Origin of the sequence: Streptomyces caeni, from assembly GCF_042678285.1 — a bacterium.
GTDB lineage: Bacteria > Actinomycetota > Actinomycetes > Streptomycetales > Streptomycetaceae > Streptomyces > Streptomyces caeni.
On the sequence record NZ_JBHUDX010000047.1, the window covers coordinates 49,473 to 64,224 of the forward strand.

A 14,752-nucleotide genomic window follows, 5' to 3' on the forward strand; every position below is an offset into this window, starting at 1 on the left:
CGGGGTGAACATTTCCGATGAACGACACCAGTACGACAACGCCGCTGTCCGCCGAGGCCCATCAGCTCCCGGGTCACGGTCGGCACCGCGGCCCGGTCTCCGCGCAGGAGTCCGAGGCGGCTCCGCACGGCCGGCACCGCAAGCCGTCCGGGCAGGAGTCCGAACGGGCCGGCTCGGCGGCCTGACGGCGGCCCGCGAGGAACCGTACGCACGCTGACCGCGCGTCAGCCGGGCGGCCGCCGGCCGGTCGCCGCAGCACACGGCCCCGCCCGTCCCACGACGGGCGGGGCCGTCGCGTACGGGCAGCCGTCGCGTACGGGCTTTTCGCCCCCCTTCCGGACGCCCCGCCGCACGGACGCCCCGCCGCACGGCCGCCCCGCCGCCCCGCCGCACGGCCGCACGGCCGCCGTCCGCTCAGCGGTCCGCCGAAGCCGGCGCCCGGTCCGCCGAGTCCCGCTCGTGCCGGAGCCCGAGTACCTCCGCCGCCGCGAACGTCTCACCCGCCGGCCGCTGCGCGTAGTGCGGGGTGAGCAGCGCGTCGAGTTCCCCGTAGGTGAAGGCGTCCTGCCCGGTGTCGAACCTCACCCGCACGCGCGGCCGGTCGACGATCGCGACCAGGCCGCCGTGGACGACCAGGAGCTGGCCGTTGACCTGTGCCGCGGCGGGTGACGCCAGATAGCCGACGAGCGGCGCGACATGCTCGGGAGCGAGCGGGTCGAGGCCCCCGTCCGGCTGTGCGAAGCCGGCGAAGACGTCCTGCGTCATACGCGTCCTGGCGCGCGGGCAGATCACGTTGGCCGTCACCCCGTACTTGGCGAGCGCGAGCGCCGTCGATGTCGTGAGGCCGACGATTCCCCCCTTCGCCGCCGCGTAGTTGGGCTGTCCGGCCGAACCCGCCAGGAACGCCTCCGAGGAGGTGTTCACGATCCGCCCGTACACCGGGCGGTCCGCCGCCTTGGAGCGCGCCCGCCAGTGCGCGGCGGCGAAGTGGGTCGTGTTGAAGTGACCCTTGAGATGGACCCGGATCACCGAGTCCCATTCGTCCTCGGACATCGAGAAGACCATGCGGTCGCGCAGGATGCCGGCGTTGTTGACCAGGACGTCCAGCTTCCCGAACTCGGCGACGGCCGACTCGACGAGTTCCCGGGCCTGTTCGAAGTCGGCGACGTCCCCGGTGTGGGCGACGGACCGGCCGCCCGCCGCGCGGATCTCGGCGGCGACCTCCTCGGCGGGGGCCGCGGACGCCTCACCGGAACCGTCCCGGCCCGGCCGCCCGTAGTCGTTGACGACGACGGACGCGCCGAGCCGGGCGAGCTCCAGCGCCTCGGCCCGGCCCAGGCCCCGGCCTGCGCCGGTGACGACCGCGGACAGCCCTTCCAGTGGCAGCGACATCAAGGTCCTTTCGGAACGCTGTCGAAACTGTCGGATGAACGGGGAGACACCAAGGCTCAGATCTCGATGCAGGTGCGCAGCGCGGTGCCCGTCCGCATCTGCTCCAGCGCCTCGTTGATCCCGGTGAGCGGCACCCGGTGCGTGATCAGTCCCGCCAGGTCGATGCGCCCGGCGCGCCAGAGCGCGATGGTCCGCTCGTACGAGCGCAGGACGTCCCCGCCGCCGTACAGGGACGGCAGGATCCGCTTCTCGTCGAAGAACAGCTCGAACATGTTGAGTTGGAGGACGTCGTCCATCGCGCCCGCGCCGACCACGACGAGTGTGCCGCCGCGCCGGGTGTTCTCGTACGCCGTGCGGGCCGTGGCCGACCTGCCGACCACTTCGAAGACGTAGTCGAAGCCTTCGCCTCCGGTGACCTGCTGCTTGGCGTCGGGCAGTTCCTCGGGCGGGACCGCCTTCGTGGCACCGAACTTCAGCGCGGCCTCGCGGCGCGAGACCACCGGGTCGACGGCGACGATCTCGGCGGCCCCCTTGAGCCGCGCCCCCTGGATCGCGGAGACACCGACGCCGCCGCACCCGATGACGGCGACGGACGAGCCGGCCTCGACGTCCGCCGTGTTGAGGGCCGCGCCCAGGCCCGTGGTCACACCGCAGCCGATGAGGGCGGCGATGTCGTACGGCACGTCGTCCGGGATCGGCACGGCGCAGCCCGCGTCGACGACGGCCTCCTCGGTGAAGGTGCCGGTGCCGGCGAAGCCGAAGACGTCGCCGTCGGCCCGCCTGAAGTTGGGGGTGCCCGCGTTCATGAACCCGGCCAGGCACAGCTCGGTCTGCCCGCGCCTGCAGGCGGGGCACGCGCCGCAGGCCGGCAGCCAGCACACGACCACCCGGTCGCCCGGCTTGACGTTGCGCACGCCCTCGCCGACCTCCAGGATCTCGCCCGCGCCCTCGTGGCCGGGCACGAACGGGGCGGGCTGCGGCAGCACGCCGCTCATCGCGGACAGGTCCGAGTGGCACAGCCCTGTGGCGCGCACCCGGATCCTGACCCTGCCGGGGCCGAACCCCGTCGCCTCTACGTCGTCGAAGACCTCCAGCTTGTCCTGGCCGATCTCCTGCAGCACGGCTGCGCGCATGGTGCGGCTCCCCTCGAAGTCTCGGTGGCCCGGTGGCCCCATATGCCTGAGTGCCTGAGTGGCCCGGTGGCCCGGTGACCCGGTGGCCCGGTGGCCCGGTGGCTCAGGAGTGTTCGACGATCGTGTCGGCGAGGACCGGGGCGTCGTCCCGTTCGACCACGCTCACGCAGACCCGGACCGCGTCGTCCTGCCGCCACATGCGGATGCGGAGGGTCTCGCCCGGGAAGACGACCCCGGCGAAGCGCGTGGAGTAGGCGCGGACGCGGGTCACGTCCCCGTCGAGCTGCGTGTCCACGACCGCCTTCAGCGCCATCCCGTAGGTGCACAGACCATGCAGGATGGGCCGCTCGAACCCGGCGCTCTTCGCGAAGTCGGGGTCGGCGTGCATCGGGTTCCAGTCGCCGCAGAGGCGGTAGAGGAGTGCCTGGTCCTCCCGGATCGGCCGCTCGACCACCCGGTCCGGCTCGCCGGTGGGCGGTGCCAGGCGGGTGGACGGGCCTCGGTCGCCGCCCCAGCCGCCCTCGCCTCGCAGGAAGATCTGCGCGTCGCTGGTCCACAGCGGGCCGTCGGCATCGGCGACGTCGGTGCGCAGGACGAGGATGGCGGCCGTGCCCTTGTCGTACACGGCGGCGACACGGGATGTGGCGGTGGCCCTTCCCTCGGCCGGGAGCGGGCGGTTGATCCGCAGGGTCTGGCCGCCGTGCAGCACGCGGGCGAGGTCGACCTCCACACCCGGCATGGACAGGCCACTGATCACGCCGGGGGCGCCCGCGCCCGCGACGGTGGCGAAGCTCGGCAGGACGTGCAGCCGGGACTCCAGGGTGTAGCGCAGTTCGTCGGGGTCGGTCGCGGGGACGCCGGCGCCGATGCCGAGGTGGTAGAGCTGGACGTCCTTGTGATCCCAGGTGATCTCGCCGGAGCGGGGTTCGGCGGCGAGGGCCGCGGCTTCGTCGATGGGCATGGGGCTCCTGACACTGACGGGGAAAGACCCCGGTGCGGCCGTCCGCACCGTCGGCCGCACCGGGGTCGTCACGGGACCGTGGAACCCGCCCGTTCTAGAACGCGTTCCAGTACGGCGACCCCCTGTATAGCCCAGCCTTCCGCAGTTGTGAAGCCTGCTGACGCAGTGTCAGATCGGCTTCGTGTCCCGACGGCCGACGGCACCCATGACATTTGTCCCGGCCGATCGCGTACAAGCGGCGCTGCCGGACCGGCTCCAGCACCCGTAGCGTCGTGGGCATGACGCGGATGACGGGAACGAGGGCGACGACGATGACGATGACGGGGCTGCGGGCGAAGACGGGGACAAGGCGAAGGACGGGCAGTGCGGCGGCGTGCCGCCAAACCGGCCGGGCCTTCGCGCCGCTGGACGACGCGGGACCGCCGCCCAGCGGCTACTCCCTGCTGCCCTGGCTGTTGATGGGGACGGGCTCGCTCTCCAACGTCCTCCAGGCCGAGACCCCCAATCCGTGGATCGGCGGACTCGGTCTGCTCACCTTCAACTCCTGCTATGTCTACGTGGCGTTCCGCGCCTTCGACAGGAGCAGGCGCGAGGCGCGCTCCACGCGGACGGCACTGCTGCTGATGGGGGCAATAACCTGTGCCCTCGCCCTCGGCTACGGCGGCAGCTGGCTGCTGTTCTTCCCGCTGCTGGGGCTGGCGACGGGCGCGATCGTACGGGGCCCGGGGCTCGGGAGAACGGGCATCGGGCTGAGCGTGCTGGCCGGTACGGTCGCCGGGCTGCGCGAGGGCTGGGACGGGATCGGCATCGCCTACGGCACCTTCCTGTCGACCATGGTGACGGCCGCCCTCCTGTCCCTCTCCGAGGCGGTGCGCGAACTGCGCGCCGCCCGGGAGGAACTGGCCCGGCGCGCGGTTGAGAAGGAACGCCTTCGCTTCTCCCGCGACCTGCACGACCTGCTCGGCCACACCCTGTCGGTGATCGTCGTGAAGTCGGAGGCGGCCCGCCGCCTGGCCCCCCGCGATCTGGAAGCCGCGCTGGTGGAGGTGACGGACATCGAGTCCGTGGGCCGCCAGGCGCTCACCGAGATCCGCGAGGCGGTGACCGGCTACCGCGAGGGCAGCCTCGCCACGGAACTGGACCGTGCCCGCTCGGCCCTGACCGCCGCCGGCATGGAACCCGTCGTCCACCGGTCGGGCCCGCCCCTGGGCCCCCGGACCGAGGCCCTGCTCGGCTGGGTGGTCCGCGAGGCGGTCACCAACGCCGTACGCCACAGCGGCGCGGCCCGCTGCGAGATCACCGTCGACGGCACATCGGAGCGGGTCCGGCTGACGGTCGCCGACAACGGTACCGGCACGTCCTCCGCGCCGGCTCCGAAAAGCGCCGGCGGGACGGGTCTGAAGGGCCTGACCGAACGCCTCGCGGCGGCGGGCGGGTCGTTGCGGGCGGGCCCCTCGCCGCGCGGCGGCTTCAGTGTCACCGCGGAACTTCCCGTCGAGGCCGGACCCCCCGTCAGGACCGAACCCCTCGTCAAGACCGAACCACCCGCCAAGGCCGAACCCGCCTCCAAGGCCGAACCCGCCTCCAAGGCCGAACTTCCCGTAAAGCCGGACTCCTTGCAGGCGGCGGCCGCGGCACCCCGGGCCGAGTGACCGCGCACGGCCGCACCCGTCCGCACGCCCAGCGACGGCTCTCGGGGCGCCGGCCCGCACCGTACGCTGGCCTCGTGGATGAGACGCCCCGACGTCAGCAGCCCGCAAAGGCCATCAGGGTCCTGCTCGCCGAGGACCAGGGCATGATGCGCGGGGCCCTGGCCCTGCTGCTCGGCATGGAGGACGACATCGAGGTCGTCGCACAGCTCTCCTCCGGCGACGCGATCGTGGACGCGGTGCTGGCCCACCGCCCGGACGTGGCTCTGCTGGACATCGAACTGCCGGGCATGAGCGGCCTGGAAGCGGCGGCCGAGCTGTGCGAACGGGCCCCCGGCTGCCGGGTGCTGATCCTGACCACCTTCGGCCGGCCCGGCTATCTGCGCCGGGCCATGGAGGCGGGCGCCGCCGGGTTCCTGGTCAAGGACGGCCCGGTGGAGGAACTGGCCGCCGCGATCCGGCGGGTGCTCCGCGGCGAGACGGTGGTCGACCCGGCGCTGGCCGCGGCCGCCCTCAGCGCCGGCCCCAGCCCGCTGACCGCGCGCGAGTGCGACGTGCTGAAGGCGTCCGTGGACGGGGCGACGGTCGCCGACATCGCGGCCAGGCTCCATCTCTCCGAGTCCACGGTCCGCAACTACCTCTCCTCCGCCATCGGCAAGACGGGCACCCGCAACCGCATGGAGGCAATGCGGGAGGCCCGGCAGCAAGGGTGGCTCTGAGCGCACCAGGGCCGCCGCGAGGTCCGCCGGCGGGCCGTTGCCTCACCGGGCGGGGCTCTTCCGCGGCAGCCACACCAGCATCAGCACGGCCCCCACCGGCAGCAGGCCCCCGCTCGTCCGGAACGCCTCCGCGTACCCCTCCGTCAGAGCCCGCGCCGACCGGCCTCCCCCGTCCGGGTCGCCGTGATCGTCGACATCACCGCGAGCCCGGCGAACCGCCCATGGTGCGCGCGGTGTTGACCAGACCCGACACCAGTCCGGCGTCCCTCGGCTCCGCGCCGGACGTCGCGAGCGCGGCGAGCGGGGTCGCCGCCGGGCCCGCGCCCAGCATCATCGGTATCCCCGGGAACATGATCGCCGTCAGCTACCCGCCGTCCGCGGTCATCGTCGGCTGCCAGCCGAAACCGGCGGCCGCGACCAGTGTGCCGAGCACCGCCGCGTTCCGCGCCCCGACGGCCGGCAAGACCCGAGGGGCGAGCTTCGAGCCGAGTACCACCGCCAGCGAGTTGGGCGCCAGGGCGAGACCGGCGTCCAGGGGCGAGTAGCCGAGGAGGTTCTGCGCGCACAGCGTCATGAACAACCACATGCAGTACATCGTGGAACCGCAGACGGACATGGCCGTCTTCGCGGAGGACACCGACCTCAGCCTGAGCAGCTTCAGCGGGGCCTTCGTGCGTGCCTCCACGGTGAGGTACGGGCCGAGCAGGGCGAGTCCCGCGCACGGTGGCAGCAGCATCGCGGCCGCCGCCCACCCCTCCGCCTCGGTCTGCACGATCCCGTACGCGAGCGTGGCGAGGCCCGTGGTGAACAGAGGCGCACCGGGCAGGTCGATGCGCCGCCCGTCCCCGGCACGGCTCTCGGTCAGCCAGCGCGCCGCCCCGGCCAGGACGACGGCGCCGACCGGTACGTTGATCAGCAGCACCTACCGCCACGACAGCCCGTCCGCCAGCAGTCCGCCGACGAGCCCGCCGCGCCGCCGCCGGCGCCCACCGCGGTCCAGGTCTCGATGGCCCGTGGGCGCGCCACGCCCTCCGGGACGGCGGCGGTGAGCAGCGTCGAGGGCCGGCAACCGACGGCCGCGCGGGGCGCGGCCGTCGGTTGCCGGCCCTCCCGGGCCAGCCCGCCGCCGAGGGAGGCCACCGTGAACAGGGCGAGCCCGACGAGGAACATCCGCTTGCGCCCATACAGGTCCCCGGCCCGCCCGCCGAGCAGCATGAACCCGGCGGAGGCCGCGTAGGCGATCACGACCCACTGCAGCCCCGGTGCGCTCAGCCCGAGGTCAGGCCTCGATCGTGGGCAGTCGCTGGAACGGTGACGAGGTCCGGGCTGGGCCGTTGTGGTGGACGGTGATCCGGCGGACGTAGGCCGAATCCTCCTCAGGGTATTGCACCTTGGGTCTTCTACGGCCTGGCAGCGATCTTCTGGGCGTCCTGCGGCCTGCCGACAGGCTCCTTGTTCTGCGGCCTGTCGGCGAGCTTGAGCCAGACCACTCCGACGATGATGAGGCCCAGCCACAGGGCTTGGACCGGGGTGAGAGTCTCGTCGAAGAACACGGGCCCCAGCGCCGCTGCTCCGGCTGCCCCGATTCCTGCCCAGACGGCATAGCCGATGCTGACGTCGATGGTGCGCAGTGCGACGCTGAGCGCCCAGAGCGTCAGAAGGAAGAACACGACGGCAACCAGCGACCACGTCAGGCGAGTGAAGCCGTGACTTCCGCCGACGGAGAGCGCGTAGCCGATTTCGAACCCTCCGGCAAGGAGAAGCATGAGCCAGGAGCTGGCTGAGGAGCGGCCGGTGTCGGGCATAACGGGAGTCCTTTCGTCAGGATGGGTCAGGCGGGGGGGCGGGGGTCCTCAGGCGGCGCCACTGAGCTGGAGGCCGACCACTCCGGCGATGATGACGGCGATACCCAGTGCCTTGCGCCAGTCCAGACGCTGGCCGAAGATCAGCGCTCCGAGAAGGGTGATGCCGATGCCTGCAACGGACGTCCAGATGGCGTATCCGACGCCGACACTGAAGGTCAGCAGCGCCCTGCTGAGGAAGTAGGTCCCAAGGGCACCGGTGACCAGGGTTGTGATCGTCCAGTTGCGGTTCTTGAAGCCTTCGGCCTTGCCTGCTGCGATGGCGACGGCGATCTCGAAGACGACTGCGATAGCGAGGTAGAGCCAGTGCATGGGTGGTCCTTTCGTTCGATGGGGCCCGAGGTTGCGGGGCTGGCCCGTCATGGGGGGTGCCATACCGTGTGGGCGGTGACGCGCACGGCGAAGCGGTGGTCCGCCGGGCGTCAGGTGGAGTCGAAACCGTCCGGCTCGCCGCTCGCGGTCACGGCCCGGTCATTGGCGCGACCGCGTGCCGGTCGCCTCGTCGAGCACTGCGGACCCGGTTACGGTGAGAGGGGTGCGCCGGCGTCGCTGCTCCCAGGTGCCGGATGCGGGGGCGTTCGACCGCTGCGTGTCATGTCAGCACCCGTCGACTCCGCACACGGCCCCTCGGTCGACCGCCTGTTCGGCCTGGGCATCGAGCACGGCCTTGCGGATCTGGGCTGCGGCCGGGACACCTTCCAGGCGGTGGCGTTCGCCGATGATGATCGTGGGAACGGCGGAGATGCGGTTCGCCTCGGCGGTCCGCAGCGCCTCCTGATGTGCCTCGGTGTAGGTTCCGGCTGTCAGCGCCTGGGCGAAACCTGCCGCGTCCAGACCCAGTTCGGATGCGATGTCGGCGAGCACGTCCAACTGACCGATGTCCCGGTTCTCCTGGAAGAAGGCCCGCAGCACACGCGGAGTGTATGCCGCGGCCTTGCCGTGCTCGGCCGCATACTGGTAGCCCTCGAACGCCAGCCGGGTGTAGGGCTGCGGTGAGACGGTGGGCAGGGTGATGTCCACGCCCATCCGACGGGCCGTCGGGTAGACCGAGCGGGCCCAGACCTCCGGCAGGTACTCGTCCTCCGGCCGCAGCGTCGGAACCGGGTGGGGCCGCAGCTCGAACGGCATCCACTCGATCTCGACGTCGAGGTCGTGGGTGGCCTCGTGCAGCGGCCCCTCGGCAAGCATGCAGAACGGACAGACGTAGTCCGACCAGACTCTGATGCCGACTTTGCTGGTTTCCGTCCCGGTCACATCCGCCTCCCGACCATGACGAGGAATTCTTCGAACGGCTTCGTCGCTTCCGGGATCTGCAGCGAGGTGACCTTCAGCGGCCAGGCCGCCGGATCCTCGGCGAAGATCGAATACGATCCTGAGTAGTCGAAGCCGTACCGTGCGGCCGTCTTGCGGTCGGCCGCGTACACGATGTGGTTGACGCTGAAGTACAGCGAAGCCATGTAGCACAGGGCGCACGGCTCGCCGGAGGCGATCAGCGTGGCCCCGGCGGTGGCGCCCAGCCCGTGGTCGGCGGCGGCTTCACGCAGCGCGACCACCTCAGCATGCGCGGTGGGGTCGTTCTCCTCGCGCACCCGGTTGAAGCCGACACCGAGGATGCGGCCGTCGTTGACCACTACGCCGGAGAACGGGATGCCGCCCTTGGCAACGTGCTCGCGGCTGATCCGTACCGCCTCACGGACGTACTCGGTCAGCTCGCTCTTCGAGATCTCTGAATGGGACACCTTGGCTCCTCGGCTCAGACCGCGGCCAGGCGGATCGGGACGACACTGCCGGTGATCGGGGCGAAGGAGACCGGCGGGGAGTCGGTGGTCTTCTCCCCGACGGTGATCCCGAACGGCGACGAGGGCAGCGGCCTGGCCCGGTCCCGGGAACGGGAAGAGGAACCGCCGGCAGCGGGTGCCGTGGTATCGGACATAAAACCCTCATATTTGCTTGTGCGTGCATGTTTTCTGATTCCGCGGATTCCAGCTGAAGGGTCAAACCGGTCTACCAAGCTTGCATGAACATGTATCTTGTTGTCAATGCGCCGCCTGAAAGGGAGCTGCCTCATGACAACGATCCCCTATGCGTCGGCCGCCTCGTCCGACCAGGCCCTGTGGGGGAGGGTCCTCACCCTGCACGCGCATGTGGAGCGCCAGCTCACCCAAGCCCTCCAGCGCAAGCACGGAATTGGACTGTCCGAGTTCCGCGCCCTGGAGTGTCTCGTCCAGGCCGAGGACGGCGAGCTGCGCATGCAGGAACTCGCCGACAGGGTCGGGCTCGGGCAGAGTTCGGTGACCCGGCTGGTCGGCCGGCTCTTCTCGGCCGGTTTCGCCTTCCGCGACCTGTGCCCCGAGGACAAACGCGGTGTCTACGCCGTCATCACCGACGAGGGCAGGCAGCGCTACACCGGTGCGCGCGGCACCTACTCCGAGGTCCTCAGCGCGGCACTGAACACTGCCGGCGCCACCACAGAGCTGGCCGGTACGGTCCAGGCGCTGCGCAGCGCCTGCTGAGCTGCACCGCCGCCCGCTTCCGCCACCGCTCCGGAGAAACCGCCGACCGAAAGCCGTCCCCCAGGGGCGGCTTTCGGTGTTTCCGCACCAGCCGAACAGGCCGGGGTGAACGCTCGGTTCCACGCGCGTCCTCCCCTGGGCCTGACGATGGATGCACAGGGTCCCCACCCCGCCCCGATCGAGTGATTTGGATCACTAAGGGCGAGCTAAAAGCATGCTTGACTCTGCAAACATCGTCAGTACCGTTAGCTGCGACTCGATCACGGGGGAGTGATGCGGGGCCAGTCGGCTCGCGTTGTCATCCCCCTGCGCTTACCACTTCCGCAAAACAGATGCACGAATGGGGGGGAACTATGCCATTGCCGCGCCTCTTTGACGAGCTGGCCGCGCACGCCTGGCGCCAGCCCGACCAGGCCGCCTTGATCCGGGGCGAGCAACAGGTGACATACCGACGGCTGGTCGACTTCTCCGAGGACTTATCCGATGCCCTGAACGGTCTCGGGCTCGACCGGCGGCAGCCGCTGTGCGTGCCCGCGTACAAGACGCCCGCAACCATCGCCCTGCTCATCGGCGCCTTCCGCGCAGGCTACGCGGTCCTGGCACCCTCGCCCGAACTGGGCTCCTCCGCCTGTGCGGCGCTCGCCGCACAGGCCCGGTGCTCACATGTGCTGACCGTCGACGACCAAGGGGAGCTCGACGCGGCACCGGTCGAGCCCGACGAGCAGGCAGCCCGCGACTTCGACACCGTGGACCCCGCCGCCGCACCCCTGCTGCTCACCACCTCCGGCTCCACCGGGACGCCGAAGATCGTGCCCATCCCGGGCGATGCCTTCATCCGGTTCGCCGACTGGGCGACCGGCCGGTTCCACCTCACCAGGCAGGACACCCTGCTGAGTTACGCACCCCTGAACTTCGACCTCTCCCTGCTCGACGTGTGGACCGCGCTGAGGCTGGGTGCCCGAGTCGTCCTTGCCGAACAGGAGTTCAGTGCGGACGCGCGTCACCTGCAGGACCTGGTCACCCGGCACGAGGTCACCTTCGTCCAAGGCGTGCCCATGCTGTACCGGTTGCTCACCCAGGACGATGCCGTCCATCCGACGGTCCGCACGGTGATCTTCACCGGAGACGCCCTGCCACAGGCGCTGCTGCGGCAGCTCGGCACGGCCTTCCCCCGCGCCGGCTTCCACAACGTCTTCGGGTGCACCGAGACCAACGACAGCTTCATCTACGACGCCGACCCCGCCAGGGCCGGTGAGCAGACCCCCATCGGCCGGCCGCTGCCCGGGGTGCGGACCCTGCTGCTCGACGGCGAGGGACGGATCCTCGACGGTCCCGGCACCGGTGAGCTCCTCGTGACCACGCCGTTCCAGACCTTCGGATACCTGCAGCGTTCCCGCAACGAAGGGGTGTTCGTGCCCGCCCCCGACGGCGGTGACGACGTCTTCTACCGCACCGGCGACCTCGTCACCCGGGACACCGACGGCCTGTACTGGCTGCGGGGGCGCACCGACTTCCAAGTCAAGGTCCGCGGGATCCGGACGAATGTGCAGGAGGTCGAGAACGTCCTGGCAGCTCACCCCGAGGTCGCCGAGGCCGCCGTCGTGGCGATCCCCGACCCCGAAGCCGGCTACCGGCTGCACGCCCAGGTGACCCGGCGGTCCGGCACCTCGCTCACCTCGCTGCGACTGCGCTCGCACATCGCTGAACGCCTGCCCCGCCACGCCATCCCGTCCTCCGTGCACGTGGGCGACACTCTGCTGCCGCGCACATCCACCGGAAAGCCCGACCGCAACCTCATCAAGGCAGCACGACAGAAAGGAAAACCCGCATGACCTCCCTGGCGGACAAGATACGCGGTTTCGTCGTCGCCGAGTTTCTCGACGGAGAAGACGCGGCGGACCTGACCGCCGACTTCGACCTCATCGACAACGGCGTGGTCGACAGCCTGGGCGTGGTCCGGATCGTCTCGCACCTCTCCCGGACCTACTCGATTCCGATCGACGACATCCCACTGACGCCGGACAACTTCCGCAGCATCGGTGCCATTACGGCGTTCGTCGAGAACACGACGAAAACCGTCGCCTGAACCGGTGCCCGGATTCCTTCAGCAGACCGAAAAAGCTCCCGGAACGCGTCCAAAAGATCTTCCGGGGCGTATCACGCAAGGAGACTGACAGTGATTGTCCGCAGCATCAACGATCTCGTCCCCGTCGAATGGGGTAACGGCACCAGCCACCGTCTGCTCACCGAGGCCGACGGCATGGGCTTCACCGTGTGCGAGACCCTGGTCCGCAAGGGCACCACGAGCGCCCTGCAGTACCGCCGTCACCTTGAGGCCTGCTACTGCACGGGCGGCTCCGGCGAGATCGTCACCGTGTCCGGCGACCGTTACAAGATCACGGAGGGCACCATATACGCCCTCGACAAGAACGACGCGCACTACCTCATAGCCTCCGACTACGAAGACCTGAGATTGATCTCCGTCTTCAGCCCGGCCCTGCGCGGTGACGAGAAGCACACGCTGTCTCCCGACGGCTTCTCCCAGTACTGAGTTCCGCGATCCGGGGCCCAGCCCACGCCGACAGCGGCGGGCCCCGGCCCCGACCAGCGACGCACCGGAAGGCAGCACACGTATGACACCCGCACCGTCCGCACTGCGGACCGCCGGCACCGGACCGGACCCGTACACCCTCACCACCCCCTGGGCAGACGAACTTAACCACAGCGTCGAGGATTGGGACGCGCGCGCGGAATTCCCCTGGGAGAAGTGGAAGGCGATCCAGCGCTCGGGACTGCTCGCCTTGCCGTTCGAGACGCAGTACGGCGGCCGTGGCGGCACCCTGACCGAAACGATGCGCGCCCTGGAGGGCCTTGGGCGCACCTGCCGCGACGCCGGCCTCGGCTTCTCCGCCTCCACGCAGATCGTCAGCATCGGCGTCCCGCTGCAGGCGTTCGGCTCCGAGGAGCTCAAGTCCCGGTTCCTGCCCGGGATTGTCACGGGCGATTTGATCACCGCGCATGCCATCACTGAGTCGGACAACGGCTCCGACGCCCTGAACATCTCCACCACCGCGACCCGAGACGGCGACGACTACGTCATCAGCGGCGGCAAGATGTTCATCACCAATGCCCCGATCGCCGATCTCTTCCTGCTGTACGTACGGACCGGCAGGCCCGGCCCGTTCGGCCTGAGCGTCTTCCTGGTCGAACGGGACACCCCCGGACTCCGGGTCGGCGAACCGCTTGACAAGATGGGATTGCGTACCTCCCCGCTGAGTGAGGTGACCTTCGAGGAGCTACGCGTGCCCACCGGCCAGCGCATCGGCCAGGAGGGCGCCGGCTTCCTGATCCTCGACCATGTGATGAAGCGAGAGATCCTCTTCTCCTTCTCTCTCACGCTCGGTGAGATGGAGCACCGCTTGGAGCGAGTGCTCGGGTATGCCAAGTCCCGCCGCCAGTTCGGCAACCCGATCGGCATCTTCCAGGGCGTCGCGCACAAGATCGTGGACATGAAGATCGCGGTGGACACCGCGCGCAAGTGGCTTACCGACACCGGCGCCAAGGTGGAGGCCGGCCAGGACGCCGCCATCGACGTCGCCGCTACCAAGACCGTGGTCAGCGAGGCCAACAAGCGTACCGCGCTCGACGCCGTCCAGATCTTCGGTGGCCAGGGCTATCTCACCGCCACCGGCATCGAGCGGGACGTCCGCAACGCGGTCGGGGGAACGATTTACTCCGGCACCAGCGAGATCCAACGCAACCGCATCGCCTCCCTCCTGGGCCTTTGAGTCGGGAGCTGACGTAAGGGGCACCATGAACGCAGTAACTCCGAACGACCTCCGACGGCTCACAGCGCCCACCGCCTTCCTCGACTACACGAGCGACACCGTCCAGTCCTTCATCGATGAGGCGGTCACCGACCGCAGCGCGGACAAGCGCCGACTGGCCGTCGAGCTCTACTACGCCGTCCGCGACGACGTCTTCTACGAGGTGTACGGGGCCGACCTGTCCCCGCAGGGACTGCGGGCCAGTCACACCGCGTCCACCCGCAAGGGCTTCTGCCTGCACAAATCGGTACTCTACGCGGCGGCCTGCCGCGCCGTGGGCATTCCCTCCCGCGTCCACTACGGCGATGTGCGCAACCACCTCGCCTCCGACCGGCTGCGCGCCCACATCGGGGGAGACGTCTTCTTCCACGGCCTCAACTCCGTCTACCTGGACGGCAAGTGGGTCAAGGCCACCCCGGTCTTCAACAAGATCCTGTGCCAACTCTACGGGATGAAGCCGCTGGAGTTCGACGGCACCGCCGACAGCCTGCACCACCCCTTCGACGCCCAGGGCCGCAAGAGCATGCAGTTCCTGACCGACCACGGCGGCTTCGACGACGTCCCCTACGAATTCGTGATGGAGAACATGCGCCGCAAGCACCCCGGCTTCCTGGACGCCGCCGGCACCGGGACCGTCCGCGGCGGCTCGCTGTCCGCCGAAGCGTCAGCCTGACCCGACCACGAGGAGACACCCAA

Annotated in this window: 17 protein-coding genes and 1 pseudogene; 9 read left to right on the forward strand and 9 right to left on the reverse strand. The window is 70.2% G+C overall.

What is annotated here, in order from left to right:
- Window positions 1-17: 17 nt before the first annotated feature.
- Window positions 18-185, forward strand: a complete 168-nt coding sequence (locus ACFSL4_RS17365; RefSeq protein WP_381083505.1) for a hypothetical protein — start codon at window positions 18-20, stop codon at window positions 183-185.
- A 229-nt stretch (window positions 186-414) separates the two neighbouring features.
- Here ACFSL4_RS17365 and ACFSL4_RS17370 read toward each other — a convergent pair whose 3' ends face one another.
- The 3 genes from ACFSL4_RS17370 to ACFSL4_RS17380 all read right to left on the reverse strand — a co-directional run bounded on the left by ACFSL4_RS17370 (window position 415) and on the right by ACFSL4_RS17380 (window position 3,486).
- Window positions 415-1,392, reverse strand: coding sequence for a 3-oxoacyl-ACP reductase (locus tag ACFSL4_RS17370; RefSeq protein WP_381083507.1), 978 nt, complete (start codon window positions 1,390-1,392; stop codon window positions 415-417).
- A gap of 56 nt (window positions 1,393-1,448) precedes the next feature.
- Window positions 1,449-2,525, reverse strand: coding sequence for a Zn-dependent alcohol dehydrogenase (locus ACFSL4_RS17375; protein WP_381083509.1), 1,077 nt, complete (start codon window positions 2,523-2,525; stop codon window positions 1,449-1,451).
- 103 nt (window positions 2,526-2,628) lie between these two features.
- Window positions 2,629-3,486 carry a MaoC/PaaZ C-terminal domain-containing protein gene (locus ACFSL4_RS17380; RefSeq protein ID WP_381083511.1) on the reverse strand — a complete coding sequence of 286 codons (858 nt, stop codon included), beginning with the start codon at window positions 3,484-3,486 and terminating at the stop codon, window positions 2,629-2,631.
- Between the two features lie 287 nt (window positions 3,487-3,773).
- On the opposite strand from ACFSL4_RS17380, the gene ACFSL4_RS17385 reads away from it, so the two are divergent.
- Window positions 3,774-5,138, forward strand: coding sequence for a sensor histidine kinase (locus ACFSL4_RS17385; protein WP_381083619.1), 1,365 nt, complete (start codon window positions 3,774-3,776; stop codon window positions 5,136-5,138).
- Between the two features lie 74 nt (window positions 5,139-5,212).
- The gene (locus tag ACFSL4_RS17390) at window positions 5,213-5,854 is read left to right on the forward strand and encodes a response regulator (protein ID WP_381083513.1); all 642 of its coding nucleotides are present in this window, start codon (window positions 5,213-5,215) and stop codon (window positions 5,852-5,854) included.
- 42 nt (window positions 5,855-5,896) lie between these two features.
- On the opposite strand, the pseudogene ACFSL4_RS17395 reads toward ACFSL4_RS17390, so the two are convergent.
- The 6 genes and pseudogenes from ACFSL4_RS17395 to ACFSL4_RS17420 form a co-directional block, all read right to left on the reverse strand.
- A pseudogene (locus ACFSL4_RS17395) lies at window positions 5,897-7,150 on the reverse strand (MFS transporter); the annotation flags it as partial.
- 104 nt (window positions 7,151-7,254) lie between these two features.
- Entirely contained in the window at window positions 7,255-7,659 is a 405-nt protein-coding gene (locus ACFSL4_RS17400; RefSeq protein ID WP_381083515.1) for a DMT family transporter, read from the reverse strand.
- A 48-nt stretch (window positions 7,660-7,707) separates the two neighbouring features.
- Window positions 7,708-8,028, reverse strand: a complete 321-nt coding sequence (locus ACFSL4_RS17405; protein WP_381083517.1) for a DMT family transporter — start codon at window positions 8,026-8,028, stop codon at window positions 7,708-7,710.
- 285 nt (window positions 8,029-8,313) lie between these two features.
- Window positions 8,314-8,970 (reverse strand): DsbA family oxidoreductase, encoded by a 657-nt coding sequence (locus ACFSL4_RS17410; protein WP_381083519.1) that lies wholly within the window; start codon window positions 8,968-8,970, stop codon window positions 8,314-8,316.
- Window positions 8,967-9,455 carry a nucleoside deaminase gene (locus ACFSL4_RS17415; protein ID WP_381083521.1) on the reverse strand — a complete coding sequence of 163 codons (489 nt, stop codon included), beginning with the start codon at window positions 9,453-9,455 and terminating at the stop codon, window positions 8,967-8,969. The genes ACFSL4_RS17410 and ACFSL4_RS17415 overlap by 4 nt, the downstream gene beginning before the upstream one ends.
- A 14-nt stretch (window positions 9,456-9,469) precedes the next feature.
- A complete protein-coding gene (locus ACFSL4_RS17420) occupies window positions 9,470-9,649 on the reverse strand; it encodes a hypothetical protein (RefSeq protein ID WP_381083523.1) in 180 nt (59 codons plus the stop codon).
- 133 nt (window positions 9,650-9,782) lie between these two features.
- On the opposite strand from ACFSL4_RS17420, the gene ACFSL4_RS17425 reads away from it, so the two are divergent.
- The 6 genes from ACFSL4_RS17425 to ACFSL4_RS17450 all read left to right on the forward strand — a co-directional run bounded on the left by ACFSL4_RS17425 (window position 9,783) and on the right by ACFSL4_RS17450 (window position 14,729).
- Window positions 9,783-10,229 (forward strand): MarR family winged helix-turn-helix transcriptional regulator, encoded by a 447-nt coding sequence (locus ACFSL4_RS17425; protein WP_381083525.1) that lies wholly within the window; start codon window positions 9,783-9,785, stop codon window positions 10,227-10,229.
- A 353-nt stretch (window positions 10,230-10,582) separates the two neighbouring features.
- Entirely contained in the window at window positions 10,583-12,061 is a 1,479-nt protein-coding gene (locus tag ACFSL4_RS17430; protein ID WP_381083527.1) for an AMP-binding protein, read from the forward strand.
- Window positions 12,058-12,315, forward strand: a complete 258-nt coding sequence (locus ACFSL4_RS17435; protein ID WP_381083529.1) for an acyl carrier protein — start codon at window positions 12,058-12,060, stop codon at window positions 12,313-12,315. Before ACFSL4_RS17430 ends, ACFSL4_RS17435 begins: the two co-directional genes overlap by 4 nt.
- A gap of 90 nt (window positions 12,316-12,405) precedes the next feature.
- Window positions 12,406-12,780 (forward strand): ectoine synthase, encoded by a 375-nt coding sequence (locus ACFSL4_RS17440; RefSeq protein ID WP_381083531.1) that lies wholly within the window; start codon window positions 12,406-12,408, stop codon window positions 12,778-12,780.
- Between the two features lie 82 nt (window positions 12,781-12,862).
- Entirely contained in the window at window positions 12,863-14,017 is a 1,155-nt protein-coding gene (locus tag ACFSL4_RS17445) for an acyl-CoA dehydrogenase family protein (protein ID WP_381083533.1), read from the forward strand.
- A gap of 25 nt (window positions 14,018-14,042) precedes the next feature.
- Window positions 14,043-14,729, forward strand: coding sequence for a transglutaminase-like domain-containing protein (locus ACFSL4_RS17450; protein WP_381083535.1), 687 nt, complete (start codon window positions 14,043-14,045; stop codon window positions 14,727-14,729).
- Window positions 14,730-14,752 lie beyond the last annotated feature (23 nt).